Here is a 13,153-nt window from a genome sequence, read left to right as displayed (position 1 = left end):
TCTTCAATTAAAAAGTTTTGTGTCTTTCTACAGCTCAATGAATTCTGAATTTATTTAATATCTTTCGATATTGAATTGACTGTGCTGCAATTCTTTTCTTAAGTAAAACCTAAGTAAGTTATTGCTGTTGGTCACTCAGTTTCAATTGAGACTCTAAATTTGTTTGCCTCGCTACCTAAGTAGCTTGGCTGTTAGAACTCAATCTGTACGAGTGCCCACACAGATGATTGCTTTATATTGTTAAAGAACGTTGCGACGTTGTCGCTAGGGATGCGTATAATACATCCTTTATTTTTCGAGTCAACACTTAATTTCAAACTTTCTTTTTAGAAGATTTAAAATTGAAGTTTTACTTAACTCTCTGAGGAGCTCGTGCCTTGCTATGCTTCAGCGTTACCCGTCTCAGTGGGGTCGCATTATAGGGAGAACAGATTTTTACGCAAGCACTTTTTTAAAGAAAAACCAAAAAAAAGCACTGTTCGGTCAATATGTGAACTAAACCCTCTATAACTGGTAGTTTTATAATCAAAACAGGCCTTTTCTGGCCTATATTTAAGTGTTGCTGTTACACTCAAGCGACTATAACTGGTATTTAAAAGGTATATATATGGCTATCCGTTCTTATAAAGGTGTGACTCCCTCTTTTAATTCGTCTGTTTATGTTGATGAATCGTCTGTTTTGGTAGGAGATATTACTATTGGTGACCACAGTAGCGTATGGCCATTAGTTGCAGCGCGAGGAGATGTTAACTATATACGTATTGGTGAACGTACAAATATACAAGATGGTAGTGTTCTTCATTTATCACGCGCGACTAAAAGTAACCCAGATGGTTACCCACTTATTATTGGTGATGATGTGACAGTAGGACACAAGGTGATGCTTCATGGATGTACGCTTGGAAATCGTATACTTGTCGGTATGGGCGCTATTGTAATGGATAATGTAATAGTAGAGGACGACGTTATTATTGGTGGGGGTTCATTAGTACCGCCAAATAAACGATTGGAGTCTGGTTATTTATATGTTGGTAGTCCAGTAAAGCAAGCCCGCCCATTAACAGAGCAAGAGCTTGCCTTTTTAAAAGTATCGGCAGATAACTATGTGCAATTAAAAGACGAGTATTTAGCAGAGATCAACTAGATTCACTTCTATCTGCCCTGCCGAGTTATAACTTTCATTTTCTATAAGTTGCTCGGCACATTCTTCGTAATCAAATCGGTATTTATCAAAATGCTGCGTTGCATGGCTTTCATCTTGAAGCCCTAGCTTTCGTAAATCTATAATACACTCCACCAGCATCCCTGTTACTTGTGCAAAAAAGACTAGTTGGTGGGAAGGTTCTCTAAACTCGAGTCTATCTATAAACTGTATGGCTTGATTCATTTAAGCATGCCTTGTTTTAGTGCTTTAACAACAGGAAGTATGGCGGGCATTTTATTACGCCATACATAATATGCCTGTGCGGCTTGGCCTACCAACATACCACTGCCATCTAACAGCTTAGCGTGGTTATTATGCTCTGCAACCCAGTTCATAAATATGGTATTTTGCTGGGAGTAAAACATATCGTATGCCACCGTGCACTGACTTAGGTATTTTTCGTCAAGTGCAGGTAACTCGTTGTTCATACTGCTAGAGGTAGAATTTACGATAAGTGAGTAATTGCTTACAGGTAGTGTATCAAACCCATAGCCTGTTACCTTGCCATATTCAGCAAATAGTTGTGCTAAGTCTTGCGCTTTTTTTGCCGTGCGATTAACAATCGTTATTTCAGCTGGATTATGCTCAAGTAGCGGTAGTATCACCCCTCTTGCTGCGCCACCAGCACCAATAATTAAAATACGCTTATTGGTAATTGTCACTTCATTGGCAAGTAAATCATTAACAAAGCCCACGCCATCGGTGTTATCGCCTAATAAAGTGCCATCATCGCGTTTTTTAAGTGTGTTAACTGCACCAACAATTTTAGCAAGTGGGGTGAGTTCATCAGCCATGGCATACGCTTGCTCTTTAAATGGCATAGTAACGTTGGCACCTATTCCGCCTTGCTCAAAAAAGGTGGTTACTGTTTTTTCAAAGTGATCGATAGGTGCTAATATTGCGCGGTAGTCGATTTGCTCACCCAAAGATACAGCAAATTGTTTATGTATCGCGGGGGATTTTGAATGTTTGATTGGATTTCCAAAAACCGCATATTTGTCCATTTTAAAGCAACCTCTTTGCAGCTATACACTGCCTATTAACGATGATAAGTAATATGATTAAACGACTTTTTTCAAAATCTAAACCAGCTCCTGAGCAACCAGCGCCCACTCCTGAGAAAACACCATATGAAATAATTGGTGGAGAAGCAGGTACCCGTGCTATTGCTAATAGATTCTACGACATAATGGCCAGCGATGAACACGTCAAACCATTATATGATATGCATCCTCTGCCATTAGATAGAATTCGCCAAGTATTTTTTGAGTTTTTATCGGGTTGGTTAGGCGGCCCTAACCTATTTACTGAAAAACATGGCCAACCTATGCTGCGCAAACGTCATATGCCTTTTACTATAAATAAAGACCTGCGCGATCAGTGGATGTATTGCATGAATAAAACCCTCGATATAGAAGTAGACAACCCCCTACTGCGCGAAGGGTTAAAGCAGTCTTTTGGACAACTTGCCACCCATATGATTAATGAACACTAATTGTAACTGCTTAGCAAAAAGGCGCTGTTTAGCGCCTTTTATTAGGGTTTATTGACCTTTGCGGATTAAACAGCCCCTACCTTAATTTAATATTTATAACTGCCACTCTCTGGCTATCAAATCAGTAGGTTTAGTGCTTAGCCACTCTTGTGGACGTAAATAGTATTGATACAAATTAGCCTCTGCGCTGTCGGGCGCGGGCTTATAATTGTACTCCCAACGCGCCAGTGGTGGCATCGACATTAATATAGACTCTGTGCGCCCACCGCTTTGTAAACCAAATAAAGTGCCTCTATCCCACACAAGGTTAAATTCTACGTAACGACCGCGGCGATACAATTGAAAGTCACGCTGCTGTTGCGTGTATTCATCATTTTTACGACGCTCAATAATAGGTAAGTACGCATCTAAAAAACCATTACCAACCGATTGCATAAATGCAAAGCTCTGCTCAAACCCTAGCTCGTTTAAGTCATCAAAAAATAAGCCGCCTACACCGCGTGTTTCGTCGCGATGTTTTAGGTAAAAATATTCATCACACCACGTTTTGTATTTTGGATACACTTGTTCACCAAATGGTGCACAAATGTCGTGTGCGACTTGGTGCCAATGCTGTACATCTTCAAAAACGGGGTAAAAAGGCGTTAAGTCAAACCCTCCGCCAAACCACCAAATAGGCTCTTCGCCTTCTTTTTCAGCTATAAAAAAGCGTACATTGGCATGACTTGTAGGAACATGTGGGTTTTTTGGATGAATAACTAATGAAACACCACATGCATGAAAGCTTCGCCCTGCAAGCTCAGGCCTATGAGCGGTCGCAGAGCCCGGCATAGATGCACCAAAAACATGCGAGTAGTTAACGCCGCCTTGCTCTATTACATTGCCGTTAGTGGTAACACGCGTACGCCCGCCACCGCCTTCGGCACGTTGCCAGCTATCTTCTACAAATTTTGCACTGCCATCGGCCTGCTCTAAACCTTGGCAAATGGTGTCTTGCAAAGCCATAAAATACGCTTTTACTTGTTTCAATAATTCGCTTTGCATATTAACCTCTAAATACTTTGCCAGTCATGGCGTCTTTAATTGTGCTTGGCTGCGTGTTGCCCCCTAAGGGCTCATCAATGTAACAGCCTACCTTATCTGCAAATTGCTGCTTGGCTTGTTCAATACTTGTTACCGTTGGCTGTCCGGTTAAATTAGCACTAGTAGAGACAAGAGGCTTGCCTAATTGCTGGCATAAGCGCTTAACACTTGGATGATCAGTAACCCGAACGGCAATCGTATCAAACTGCCCTGTTAACCATTTAGGCGTATTTTTAGCTGCAGGCATTACCCAGGTAATAGCACCGGGCCAACTAGAAAAAATATCAGCGCGTTTGTCCATTGGCAGCTTTACATCGTCAACATACTTTAATAACTGGCCGTAGTTATCGGCGATTAGAATAAGGCCCTTTTCAACGGGACGCTGTTTTATTTCTAGCAACTTCTCAACAGCTTGCTGATTATCTGGATCACACCCTAAACCATAGACAGCTTCAGTAGGATATAAAATAACTTCACCTTGTTCTAAGCAAGATATAGCCGTAGGCAATGTAGAAAGGTCTGACAAAATATGCTCCAGAAATTTATATTAATCAGTAGTGGTAAGTTTATGCAGGCAACTTTTTTGTGGGCACTGTAGCACAGTACCATTGGCCATTTTTTTCTCAATAACAAGCGGCCAATCGCACTTAGGGCATGGCTTGGCTATGGGTTTGTTATTTAGAGTATATTTACAGCTTGGGTAACAATCGCATGAGTAAAACGTTTTACCAAATTTATTGCTGCGTGCAACTAGCTGCCCTTTTTTACATTTAGGACACCCAGGTAATTCATCATCGTTATTATTAGGTTCGTCATCGTGGGCGATATAATGACACTCAGGGTACCCTGTACACCCAATAAACATACCATAACGGCCGTTTTTAACCACCAGCGGTTTTGTGCACTGTGGGCAGGCTGAATCTTCAAGCACCTTTATTTCGTTGCTGTCGTGATGCGCTAATGGACGAATAAAGTCGCATTTAGGGTAACTAGCACAACCCAAAAACGGACCTGTTTTAGAGTTACGGATCACTAATTCAGAACCACATTGTGGGCAGACTTCGTATTCTTTTTCTAAGGCGTGTTTATCCGCCGAGAAAAGCGAATGGTCGATTTTACTCATGAGGTTCCTAATGGGTTGCTGAATTTTCGCCTAATATACCCAAACCACTTAAAGATACAAGCTGTGCATATATGTTTAAGTGGTTTGGCATACAATTTTAATGTAGAAGTTCGGTGGGTTCGTCAAATATAAGGTCTTCCATTTGCTCGTAAGCCTCTTCTGAGCCAGGTACGTTAAATAACACCATAAGCACCACCCACTTTAAGTCATCGAGCGAAATATAAGGTTTATCTAATGCGGCTAGGCGGTCCATAACCATTTCACGGGTTACACTGTTAACGACCCTTATTTGCTCTAAAAACATCAAAAAGCCACGGCATTCAACGTTTAACATTTTGCATTCGCTATCGGTAAAAATGCGCATTGCTTGGTGAGGCTTTGTAATTAAGTAGGGCGACTCGTCGCTGCGTTGTAAATCGGCCAATTGTTCAAGCCAGTTTAACGCTTTAAAAATTTCGGTCTTATTAAAGCCCGCGCGAAGTAATTCATCGGTAAGCTCGTTTTCTTCAATATAAATATCGGCTTCACTGTGAATGTAGTTTTCAAAAAGATACATGAGAATATCAAACATATTACCTTCCTGTGCTTAGCTTTATATACCCGTCTAACACTCGCTCTATTTCGTCGTCTAACTCTAAATCGAGCAACCTTGCCAGCACTTTATCAATTGGCCACTTGGCGCGACGTACAATTTCATCAACACTGGTTACCTCATACCCTATACTATTTAACACCTCACACTGTGACTGTTTGTTTACAGGCTCCTCTTTATTATATAGACCGCTTTGATAAGAAAAGCTCACCTCATCCAAAATATCTGTTACATTTTCGACTAACTTAGCGCCCTGCTTTATTAAAAAATGACTCGCTTGCGATAAAGGGTTTTTAATAGAGCCAGGTACTGCAAACACTTCTTTATTTTGTTCAATAGCGTAACGTACCGTGATCAATGAACCGCTTTTAATTTCAGCCTCTACAATAACCACGCCTAAAGACAGCCCTGATATAATACGGTTTCTGCGTGGAAAGTTATGCGCATTAGCGGCGGTACCCGGTAAAAACTCGCTTATTAATAAGCCATGCTCTAATACTTGGTCTGTTAATAATTTATGGCGTTTGGGGTAGTAAATATCAACCCCAGTCCCTAATACACCAATTGTTTTGCCATTATTGGCCAATGCGCCTTTGTGCGCGGCACCATCAATACCTCTCGCCATGCCCGAGGTAACAGTAATACCGGCTAAAGTAAGCTGATAAGCAAGCTCCGAGGCTATTTCGAGCCCCGTAGGGGTCGCGTTTCTACTACCAACAATGGCCACTTGCGGGCTAGATAACAGCGATATATCGCCTTTACAAAATAACAGTAAAGGGGCACTGGCTATGTGTTTTAGCTCGTTTGGGTATAGCGCATCAAAAATACACACCACTGTAATATTAAGCTGCTGTATTTGTTGCTCGTAATGGTTTACTTGCTGCCAATTGGTATTGAGTAAGTTGCAGGCTTGGTTTTGGGTAAGGCCAAGCTGTTGTAATTCACTTTGGTTTAAATCAAATAATGATTCGAGGGGGTGAGTATGTGATAAGGCTAACAGTGTTTTAATACCTAAGCCTTTACACATATAAAAGGCAAGCCAGTGGGCTAGCTTGCCAGATGACTGATCCATGCTCTCTCCTAGAGCACCGACTCGCTACAACTTAATGAATTACTACACTATCTCCAACGCGAATTGGGTGCTGATTTTTTGTTATTAATGCATAACTCACTTTGTCATACACTTTAAATACAATTAACTCACCCACTTTTTCGTGTGGCATTGTCCATGTTGTGGTGTCTTCATCTGGCTCGCTGCCAAATAATTCACCTGCATCAGATAAAAGCTTTTCAAATTTGCTCGAATCCTCTGGATAACGCGGTCCTCGTGGGCCATCAATAACGGTGGGTGATTGGCGTTCTAAATCGAGGATATGACCAACTTCAATTTGTTGCTCAGCACCTAAGTTTAGCACCACTACATCCATTGTGCTGAATTCTCTTACTTGGCGCGGCGAGTCAATAACACTGCCTGATACACTTTGCTTAGGACGATGCATATTAAAGTACGCTGGTAACATTTGCCCTTGCATAGCAGGGAGTAAAAAATCGCCTTGTTGTATTTCTTGTTTAACTGACTCAACCCGTAAAGACGATGGTACGCCATTGCTTTCATCGCCCGTTCTAAATGCACGAGCCATACCGACATAAGTAGCGCGAGTAGCTAGCTCTTCACCGGTTTGTGTATCTATGTAAGGTTCGCCTTTGTGATAAATAGCATACGCTTTATGTACTTTTAAATCGCCCTTAACGTATAAAATATGCCCGAGAGTTTGCGTTTTAGTATTTTCGTTTGCCCCTAAAATATACGGCTTATCATCTATGTCATCGCTATTAATTGCTTGCTCATAACTTAAATAAGGTTTAATTATTTCAAGTGGCAAAGTGGTGATGGCGTTATTACCTTTTGGTGTAATACGCCCTTGCGGCGATAACTTTCTGTACGCTTTATTAATCACCAAACGCGGGTTACCGTCGGCGTCGTACACTAACGCGAGTGCATCGCCTGGGTAAATTAGATGCGGGTTATCTATTTGCGGGTTCATTTGCCACAACTCTGGCCACAGCCATGGTTCTTCTAAATAAATGCCGGAAATATCCCAAAGGGTATCGCCTTTTTTTACAACATATTGTTTTGGAGCATCTTTTTTTATTTGTAAAACATCAGCGACTGCAGGAAAAGCAGTACTTAGTGCAAACATAATTGCAGCCAATTGAGATTTCATTGGGCTTCCTTGTATTGTTTTTTCATTATTATTGACCAAAACCTGTTAAAGGGGAACGCGAATGGCTAAAATAAGAGCATACAATACCCTAAATTAAGCACAAGTGTAAAAAGGTAACTATGGCTAGGTTAGAAGTTTTAAGATTTCCAGATGAGCGTTTACGTACGGTAGCAAAAGAAGTTGCACAGGTTGATGACAACGTTCGCCAAATTGTAAAAGACATGCTAGAGACAATGTACGATGAAAACGGCATTGGGCTAGCTGCTACACAGGTTGATATTCATCAACGTATTGTGGTGATCGACGTATCAGAAGAACGCGACGAACCACTGGTTTTAATTAACCCACAAATTATTAAAAAAGATGGTGCAACAATTAGCGAAGAAGGCTGTTTATCAGTGCCTAACTCTTACGCAAAAGTAGACCGTGCTGAAACCGTAACCGTTGCTGCTCTTAACGAAAATGGTGAAGAATTTGTACTAGATGCAGATGAGCTATTAGCTATTTGTATTCAACACGAACTAGATCACTTACAAGGTAAACTATTTATTGATTACCTATCGCCATTAAAGCGTCAACGTATTCGCAAAAAGCTTGAAAAAGAAGCTAAATTTGCCGCGAAGTAATAAGCACCTTAGGAAAACTCAGTGACAAAACCACTACGCATTATATTTGCCGGTACGCCGGACTTTGCCGCTCGTCACCTACAAGCGTTAATTCAAAGCGAACACCAAATTGTTGGTGTTTACAGCCAACCAGATCGCCCTGCTGGGCGTGGTAAAAAATTAAAAGCCAGTGAAGTAAAAGCGCTTGCGCTTGAACATGAACTACCTGTTTTTCAGCCACAATCATTAAAAAATGAAGACGCACTCACTGAGCTTAAAAGCTTAAATGCCGATATCATGATTGTGGTGGCTTATGGCTTAATTTTACCAAAAGCCATTTTAGAGGCACCACGCTTAGGGTGTTTAAATGTGCATGGCTCTATTTTACCGCGCTGGCGCGGTGCTGCGCCTATACAGCGCGCAATTTGGGCTGGCGATGAAGATACCGGCGTAACCATAATGCAAATGGATGAAGGGCTTGATACCGGCGACATGCTGCACATTAGCCGCTGCCCTATTGCTGCGGATGAAACCAGTGCCAGTTTATACACTAAACTGGCTGAACTTGGTCCCAGAGCACTTGTTCAAACCATTAATAAGTTAGCCAATGGCGAGCTTATAGCAGAGCCGCAAAACGACGAGTTGGCAAATTACGCTAAAAAGCTTTCAAAAGAGGAAGCAAATATTGATTGGACGATGGATGCCGTACAAATTGAGCGTAATATACGTGCATTTAATCCATGGCCAGTGTGTTTTACTCAAATGGGTGAGCACAGCGTAAAAATTTACCAAGCCTCAGTCGTTGAGCAAACAGGCCCTGCGGGCGTTGTTTTATCAAGCGATAAAAACGGCATTGTAGTGGCGTGTGGCAAGCAGGCATTAAGTATTACACAGCTGCAACCCCAAGGTAAAAAACCAATGGCAATTAGCGACTTTTTAAACGGTCGCAGTGACTGGGTAACTCCTGGCACCGTATTAGGCGAAAACAATGAGTAATGTTCAAAACGTACGTGCGCTTGCCGCTGAAACTTTATATAACGTGGTTGATAAAGGCGCTTCGCTAAATCAAGAGCTACCATTTGCCAGCCAAGGGCTGCCCCCTAAAGACAAAGCGCTATTACAGCAAATTTGTTACGGCGTGTTGCGCTACCTACCTAGCCTTGAAAACTACTGCCAACATTTAGTAGAGCAGCCACTTAAAGGTAAGCGTCGTATTTTTCAGTTTTTGTTGTATGTCGGTATCTATCAGCTGCAGCATATGCGCGTGCCACCGCATGCCGCCATTTCTGAAACCGTTAATGCCCTTGGCCAAATGCGTGCATTAGGCTTAAAAGGCTTAATCAACGCTATTTTGCGTAGTTTTCAGCGCCAACAAAGCGAGCTTGAAGAAAAAGCCAAGCAAATACCAGTGTGTTTATATAACCATCCAAATTGGTTTATTAAACAAGTGCAAGCTGCCTACCCAGACAACTGGGAAGCGCTTCTTGAAGAAAACCAACAACAAGCCCCTATGTGGTTACGTGTCAATCAAGCCCAATACAGCACGCAACAATACAGCGAAATGTTAACGGCTAACGATATAGAGCACACGTTAAACCCTGAGTTTGTTGATGGTATTAAACTAGCTAAGCCGCGTGATGTATTTTCGTTGCCAGAATTTGATGTGGGCGCCTGCTCTGTACAAGACGCCGCAGCGCAATTAGCCGCACGCTTTTTAGCACCTCAAGCTGATGAATACATTTTAGATGCCTGTGCAGCACCTGGCGGTAAAACATGTCATATATTAGAGCTTGCCGATGCAGAAGTATTAGCACTTGATAGTGACGCTACTCGCCTAGAACGTGTTAAACAAAATTTAACCCGTATCGGTTTAGGCGCAGATCTACAATGTGCAGACGCTTCGCAGCCACACACCTGGTGGGATGAGCAACAGTTTGACCGCATTTTATTAGATGTCCCTTGTTCGGCAACCGGTGTTATACGCCGCCATCCAGATATTAAATGGCTTCGCCGCGCATCAGACATTGAAGATTTAGCCACACTACAAAGCGATATACTCAATAGCATTTGGCCGCTACTTAAACCAGGCGGCACAATGATATACGCAACCTGTTCGGTACTGCCGCAAGAGAACCAACAGCAAGTCGCTAAATTTTTAGCTAATAATAGTGACGTTGAGCATATACCACTGCACGACAACGACACAGTTACCAACCCTGGTTTACAATTACTACCAGGTGAAAGCGACGGATTTTATTACGCTAAGCTAGTTAAAAAAGCCTAATAGCCGTACACTCAATAGCCATTTATTAAACAGTAAATGGCTATTTTTTTAATTAAACAGTAATTCGGGTAAATAATGAAAATAATCATACTCGGTGCCGGACAAGTCGGTGGTACGCTTGCTGAAAACTTAGTTGGCGAACAAAACGAAATAACCGTTGTTGATATAGACGGCAACCGCTTACGAGAGCTACAAGATAAGTACGACTTACAAGGGGTCACGGGGCACAGTGCACACCCAGATGTGCTCAGACGTGCAGGTGCTGAAGACGCCGACATGATTATTGCGGTAACCAGCTCAGATGAAGTTAATATGGTGGCCTGCCAAGTCGCGTATAGTATTTTTAATACGCCAACTAAAATAGCCCGTATCCGATCAGAGCAATATTTAAAATACCGCGAAAAGCTATTTCATAACGATGACCTCCCGGTTGATCACTATATTGCCCCCGAAGCACTTGTTACCAAATATATTCGCCGTTTAATAGATTACCCAGGCGCGTTGCAAGTGCTGCAATTTGCCGATGGCATGCTCTCTCTTGTGGCTGTAAAAGCTTACTACGGTGGCTTATTAGTGGGATATGCGCTTTCTGCTTTAAAAGAACATATTCCGAATGTAGAAACCCGTGTAGCAGCAATTTATCGCCAAGGTAAAGCTATAAAGCCGCTGGGCACCACGGTAATAGAAGCGGACGATGAAGTATTTTTCATTGCTGCCACTAAGCATATTCGTGCGGTTATGAACGAGCTACAAAAGCTTGAGCGTTCTTATAAAAAAATTATGATAGCCGGTGGTGGTAACATTGGTGCAGGCCTTGCTCGCTCACTGGAAAAAAACCACAGCGTTAAGTTACTAGAGCGCAGTAAAGAGCGTGCTGAGCAACTCTCTGAAATGCTAGATAACACCGTCGTGTTTTGTGGAGACGCCTCAGACCAAGAACTACTATCTGAAGAGCACATAGAACAAGTTGATGTGTTTATTGCTGTAACCAACGACGATGAAGCAAATATAATGTCGGCCATGCTTGCAAAACGCATGGGCGCACAAAAAACCATGGTGCTTATTCAGCGTGGTGCGTATGTAGATTTAGTGCAAGGGGGTGAAATAGATATTGCTATATCACCACAACAAGCAACTATTTCGGCGCTACTTACACACGTACGCCGTGGCGATATTGTTAATGTGTACTCGTTACGTAAAGGCGCGGCAGAGGCCATTGAAGCCGTTGCCCACGGCGATGAAAACACATCAAAAGTAGTTGGCCGTGCGATTGCCGATATCAAGCTACCTGCAGGTACAACGATTGGCGCTATTGTACGTAATGACGACGTACTGATTGCCCACGACGACACGGTTATTATGTCTGGTGATCACGTTATTATGTTTTTAATCGATAAAAAGCATATCAACGTAGTAGAAAAGCTATTCCAAGTTAGCGCTATATTTTTATAGTTAAACACAAAAAAGCCGCTGACTAAGGCGGCTTTAGTGGAGTATGTTTTTTAATGCTAGGCAACCCTGCTTAGCAGCTTACTAATTACTGTACTTTTGAAAACTCTTGCTCAGAAATTTCACCATTACCATCAGTATCTAGCTGGTCAAAAATTTTCACTAGCTGTGAATTTACCTGCGCTTCTTGCTTTGAAATTGCACCATCACCATCGGCATCAAACGAGGCAAAGTCGACTGCAGCATACGCCGCTGATGAAGAAGCTAATACGATAACGGCAAGTGCTGTATTTAATGTTTTCATAGTTGTGTCCTAATTAAGTGGAAATCCTTTTCTAAGATCCATGGGTTTAAAAATTAACTAAAAAGTGCTTTTGCCAATTTGCATTATTAAGTTTTAATGCACATTGGATTAGAGCAAATGACTCTTCGCTAAGTGAACATGCGCTGTCCTGCGCTCAATTGGCAAAGATCATCACACCCTAGTATTTAGAGAACTCTTGCTTTGAAAGCTCACCATTTCCGTCGGTATCAAGCTCAACAAACTCAGCCATTAAATCCGCATCAACCGATGCCTCAGCTTGGCTAATGGCACCATTGCCATCTACATCTAGCGTGTCAAAATCAGTCCCTGCAAATGCAGCAGAAGAAGAGGCAATAGCCATAAATGCGAGTGCTTTATTTAAATGCTTCATAATTTAATCCTTCAATATAAACAAATTAGTTAAGTTCACTACGTGGTGTACGCAATCCTTGTAATCCTTTTTCGTAAGCTCCCTTGCCTACTTAGGTTGTCATTGGCAACTCAGGATTGTTACCACACTTTAAGCTTCTGAAAATTCTTCTTTTGATAGCTCACCATCTTGGTCAGTATCTAATTCTGAGAACATGCTCATCAGTTTTGCATCAATTGATGCCTCTGATTTGCTAATCGTGCCGCTGCCATCTACATCTAACGTATCAAAATCGGTTGCTGCAAATGCCGCTGATGATGAAGCAAGGGCGATAAGTGCTAAAGTTTTATTAATGCTTTTCATAATATAATTCCTTCAAGTATATGTGTGCGATTAAGTGTTTTACTTTAAATCACGTT

Annotated in this window: 17 protein-coding genes and 1 rRNA gene (1 of these 18 only partly in view); 6 read left to right on the top strand and 12 right to left on the bottom strand. The window is 41.9% G+C overall.

The features are described 5' to 3' along the window. Positions 1 to 10, bottom strand: a 16S ribosomal RNA gene (locus VOI46_RS00170); it reaches 1,526 nt to the left of the window's first position. 597 nt (positions 11 to 607) lie between these two features. Between VOI46_RS00170 and VOI46_RS00165 the strand changes: the two genes are divergently transcribed. Further along, complete coding sequence (locus tag VOI46_RS00165; protein WP_004588027.1) at positions 608 to 1,144, top strand: gamma carbonic anhydrase family protein; 537 nt, start codon at positions 608 to 610, stop codon at positions 1,142 to 1,144. Here the strand turns inward: VOI46_RS00165 and VOI46_RS00160 are convergent. Both VOI46_RS00160 and aroE read right to left on the bottom strand, forming a co-directional pair. Continuing rightward, positions 1,127 to 1,387, bottom strand: coding sequence for a DUF1488 domain-containing protein (locus VOI46_RS00160; RefSeq protein ID WP_004588028.1), 261 nt, complete (start codon positions 1,385 to 1,387; stop codon positions 1,127 to 1,129). The two genes, VOI46_RS00165 and VOI46_RS00160, sit on opposite strands and share 18 nt — an antisense overlap. Continuing rightward, positions 1,384 to 2,208 (bottom strand): shikimate dehydrogenase, encoded by an 825-nt coding sequence (aroE, locus tag VOI46_RS00155; RefSeq protein WP_004588029.1) that lies wholly within the window; start codon positions 2,206 to 2,208, stop codon positions 1,384 to 1,386. Before aroE ends, VOI46_RS00160 begins: the two co-directional genes overlap by 4 nt. Before the next feature lie 53 nt (positions 2,209 to 2,261). Between aroE and VOI46_RS00150 the strand changes: the two genes are divergently transcribed. Beyond that, positions 2,262 to 2,699, top strand: a complete 438-nt coding sequence (locus VOI46_RS00150) for a group II truncated hemoglobin (protein ID WP_004588030.1) — start codon at positions 2,262 to 2,264, stop codon at positions 2,697 to 2,699. Between the two features lie 93 nt (positions 2,700 to 2,792). Here the strand turns inward: VOI46_RS00150 and hemF are convergent, their stop codons facing one another. The 6 genes from hemF to VOI46_RS00120 all read right to left on the bottom strand — a co-directional run bounded on the left by hemF (position 2,793) and on the right by VOI46_RS00120 (position 7,722). Further along, positions 2,793 to 3,743, bottom strand: coding sequence for an oxygen-dependent coproporphyrinogen oxidase (gene hemF, locus VOI46_RS00145; protein WP_004588031.1), 951 nt, complete (start codon positions 3,741 to 3,743; stop codon positions 2,793 to 2,795). 1 nt (position 3,744) lies between these two features. Then, positions 3,745 to 4,308 (bottom strand): L-threonylcarbamoyladenylate synthase, encoded by a 564-nt coding sequence (locus VOI46_RS00140; protein WP_004588032.1) that lies wholly within the window; start codon positions 4,306 to 4,308, stop codon positions 3,745 to 3,747. Positions 4,309 to 4,329: 21 nt separating this feature from the next. Continuing rightward, a complete protein-coding gene (locus VOI46_RS00135) occupies positions 4,330 to 4,905 on the bottom strand; it encodes a type I DNA topoisomerase (RefSeq protein WP_004588033.1) in 576 nt (191 codons plus the stop codon). Between the two features lie 97 nt (positions 4,906 to 5,002). After that, the gene (locus tag VOI46_RS00130) at positions 5,003 to 5,476 is read right to left on the bottom strand and encodes a DUF494 family protein (RefSeq protein ID WP_004588034.1); all 474 of its coding nucleotides are present in this window, start codon (positions 5,474 to 5,476) and stop codon (positions 5,003 to 5,005) included. A 1-nt stretch (position 5,477) separates the two neighbouring features. Continuing rightward, positions 5,478 to 6,569 carry a DNA-processing protein DprA gene (dprA, locus tag VOI46_RS00125; protein WP_004588035.1) on the bottom strand — a complete coding sequence of 364 codons (1,092 nt, stop codon included), beginning with the start codon at positions 6,567 to 6,569 and terminating at the stop codon, positions 5,478 to 5,480. 31 nt (positions 6,570 to 6,600) lie between these two features. After that, positions 6,601 to 7,722 carry a LysM peptidoglycan-binding domain-containing protein gene (locus tag VOI46_RS00120; protein ID WP_004588036.1) on the bottom strand — a complete coding sequence of 374 codons (1,122 nt, stop codon included), beginning with the start codon at positions 7,720 to 7,722 and terminating at the stop codon, positions 6,601 to 6,603. A 119-nt stretch (positions 7,723 to 7,841) separates the two neighbouring features. On the opposite strand from VOI46_RS00120, the gene def reads away from it, so the two are divergent. The 4 genes from def to trkA all read left to right on the top strand — a co-directional run bounded on the left by def (position 7,842) and on the right by trkA (position 12,063). Continuing rightward, on the top strand, positions 7,842 to 8,348 hold the full coding sequence (gene def / locus VOI46_RS00115; RefSeq protein WP_004588037.1) for a peptide deformylase: 507 nt from the start codon (positions 7,842 to 7,844) through the stop codon (positions 8,346 to 8,348). A gap of 21 nt (positions 8,349 to 8,369) precedes the next feature. Continuing rightward, entirely contained in the window at positions 8,370 to 9,323 is a 954-nt protein-coding gene (gene fmt / locus VOI46_RS00110) for a methionyl-tRNA formyltransferase (protein ID WP_004588038.1), read from the top strand. Beyond that, positions 9,316 to 10,611 carry a 16S rRNA (cytosine(967)-C(5))-methyltransferase RsmB gene (gene rsmB / locus VOI46_RS00105; RefSeq protein WP_004588039.1) on the top strand — a complete coding sequence of 432 codons (1,296 nt, stop codon included), beginning with the start codon at positions 9,316 to 9,318 and terminating at the stop codon, positions 10,609 to 10,611. Before fmt ends, rsmB begins: the two co-directional genes overlap by 8 nt. A gap of 75 nt (positions 10,612 to 10,686) precedes the next feature. Then, the gene (trkA, locus tag VOI46_RS00100; protein ID WP_004588040.1) at positions 10,687 to 12,063 is read left to right on the top strand and encodes a Trk system potassium transporter TrkA; all 1,377 of its coding nucleotides are present in this window, start codon (positions 10,687 to 10,689) and stop codon (positions 12,061 to 12,063) included. Positions 12,064 to 12,148: 85 nt separating this feature from the next. On the opposite strand, the gene VOI46_RS00095 is transcribed toward trkA, so the two are convergent. From VOI46_RS00095 to VOI46_RS00085, 3 genes are all read right to left on the bottom strand, one after another. Next, the gene (locus VOI46_RS00095) at positions 12,149 to 12,364 is read right to left on the bottom strand and encodes an EF-hand domain-containing protein (RefSeq protein ID WP_004588041.1); all 216 of its coding nucleotides are present in this window, start codon (positions 12,362 to 12,364) and stop codon (positions 12,149 to 12,151) included. 178 nt (positions 12,365 to 12,542) lie between these two features. Then, positions 12,543 to 12,755 (bottom strand): calmodulin-like protein, encoded by a 213-nt coding sequence (locus tag VOI46_RS00090; protein WP_004588042.1) that lies wholly within the window; start codon positions 12,753 to 12,755, stop codon positions 12,543 to 12,545. Positions 12,756 to 12,884: 129 nt separating this feature from the next. Continuing rightward, a complete protein-coding gene (locus VOI46_RS00085) occupies positions 12,885 to 13,097 on the bottom strand; it encodes an EF-hand domain-containing protein (RefSeq protein WP_004588043.1) in 213 nt (70 codons plus the stop codon). Positions 13,098 to 13,153: the final 56 nt, after the last annotated feature.

Source organism: Pseudoalteromonas sp. CuT4-3 (assembly GCF_035666335.1).
Taxonomy (GTDB): domain Bacteria; phylum Pseudomonadota; class Gammaproteobacteria; order Enterobacterales; family Alteromonadaceae; genus Pseudoalteromonas; species Pseudoalteromonas atlantica.
The sequence above is the reverse complement of the archived record's forward strand: the minus strand, read 5'-3'. Positions and strand labels throughout refer to the sequence as shown.

Excerpts from the sequence above, each read along its gene's own strand:
- VOI46_RS00165 (WP_004588027.1), top strand. The coding sequence starts at position 608 with ATGGCTATCCGTTCTTATAAAGGTGTGACTCCCTCTTTTAATTCGTCT.
- VOI46_RS00160 (WP_004588028.1), bottom strand. The coding sequence starts at position 1,387 with ATGAATCAAGCCATACAGTTTATAGATAGACTCGAGTTTAGAGAACCT.
- aroE (WP_004588029.1), bottom strand. The coding sequence starts at position 2,208 with ATGGACAAATATGCGGTTTTTGGAAATCCAATCAAACATTCAAAATCC.
- VOI46_RS00150 (WP_004588030.1), top strand. The coding sequence starts at position 2,262 with ATGATTAAACGACTTTTTTCAAAATCTAAACCAGCTCCTGAGCAACCA.
- hemF (WP_004588031.1), bottom strand. The coding sequence starts at position 3,743 with ATGCAAAGCGAATTATTGAAACAAGTAAAAGCGTATTTTATGGCTTTG.
- VOI46_RS00135 (WP_004588033.1), bottom strand. The coding sequence starts at position 4,905 with ATGAGTAAAATCGACCATTCGCTTTTCTCGGCGGATAAACACGCCTTA.
- VOI46_RS00130 (WP_004588034.1), bottom strand. The coding sequence starts at position 5,476 with ATGTTTGATATTCTCATGTATCTTTTTGAAAACTACATTCACAGTGAA.
- dprA (WP_004588035.1), bottom strand. The coding sequence starts at position 6,569 with ATGGATCAGTCATCTGGCAAGCTAGCCCACTGGCTTGCCTTTTATATG.
- VOI46_RS00120 (WP_004588036.1), bottom strand. The coding sequence starts at position 7,722 with ATGAAATCTCAATTGGCTGCAATTATGTTTGCACTAAGTACTGCTTTT.
- def (WP_004588037.1), top strand. The coding sequence starts at position 7,842 with ATGGCTAGGTTAGAAGTTTTAAGATTTCCAGATGAGCGTTTACGTACG.
- rsmB (WP_004588039.1), top strand. The coding sequence starts at position 9,316 with ATGAGTAATGTTCAAAACGTACGTGCGCTTGCCGCTGAAACTTTATAT.
- trkA (WP_004588040.1), top strand. The coding sequence starts at position 10,687 with ATGAAAATAATCATACTCGGTGCCGGACAAGTCGGTGGTACGCTTGCT.
- VOI46_RS00095 (WP_004588041.1), bottom strand. The coding sequence starts at position 12,364 with ATGAAAACATTAAATACAGCACTTGCCGTTATCGTATTAGCTTCTTCA.
- VOI46_RS00090 (WP_004588042.1), bottom strand. The coding sequence starts at position 12,755 with ATGAAGCATTTAAATAAAGCACTCGCATTTATGGCTATTGCCTCTTCT.
- VOI46_RS00085 (WP_004588043.1), bottom strand. The coding sequence starts at position 13,097 with ATGAAAAGCATTAATAAAACTTTAGCACTTATCGCCCTTGCTTCATCA.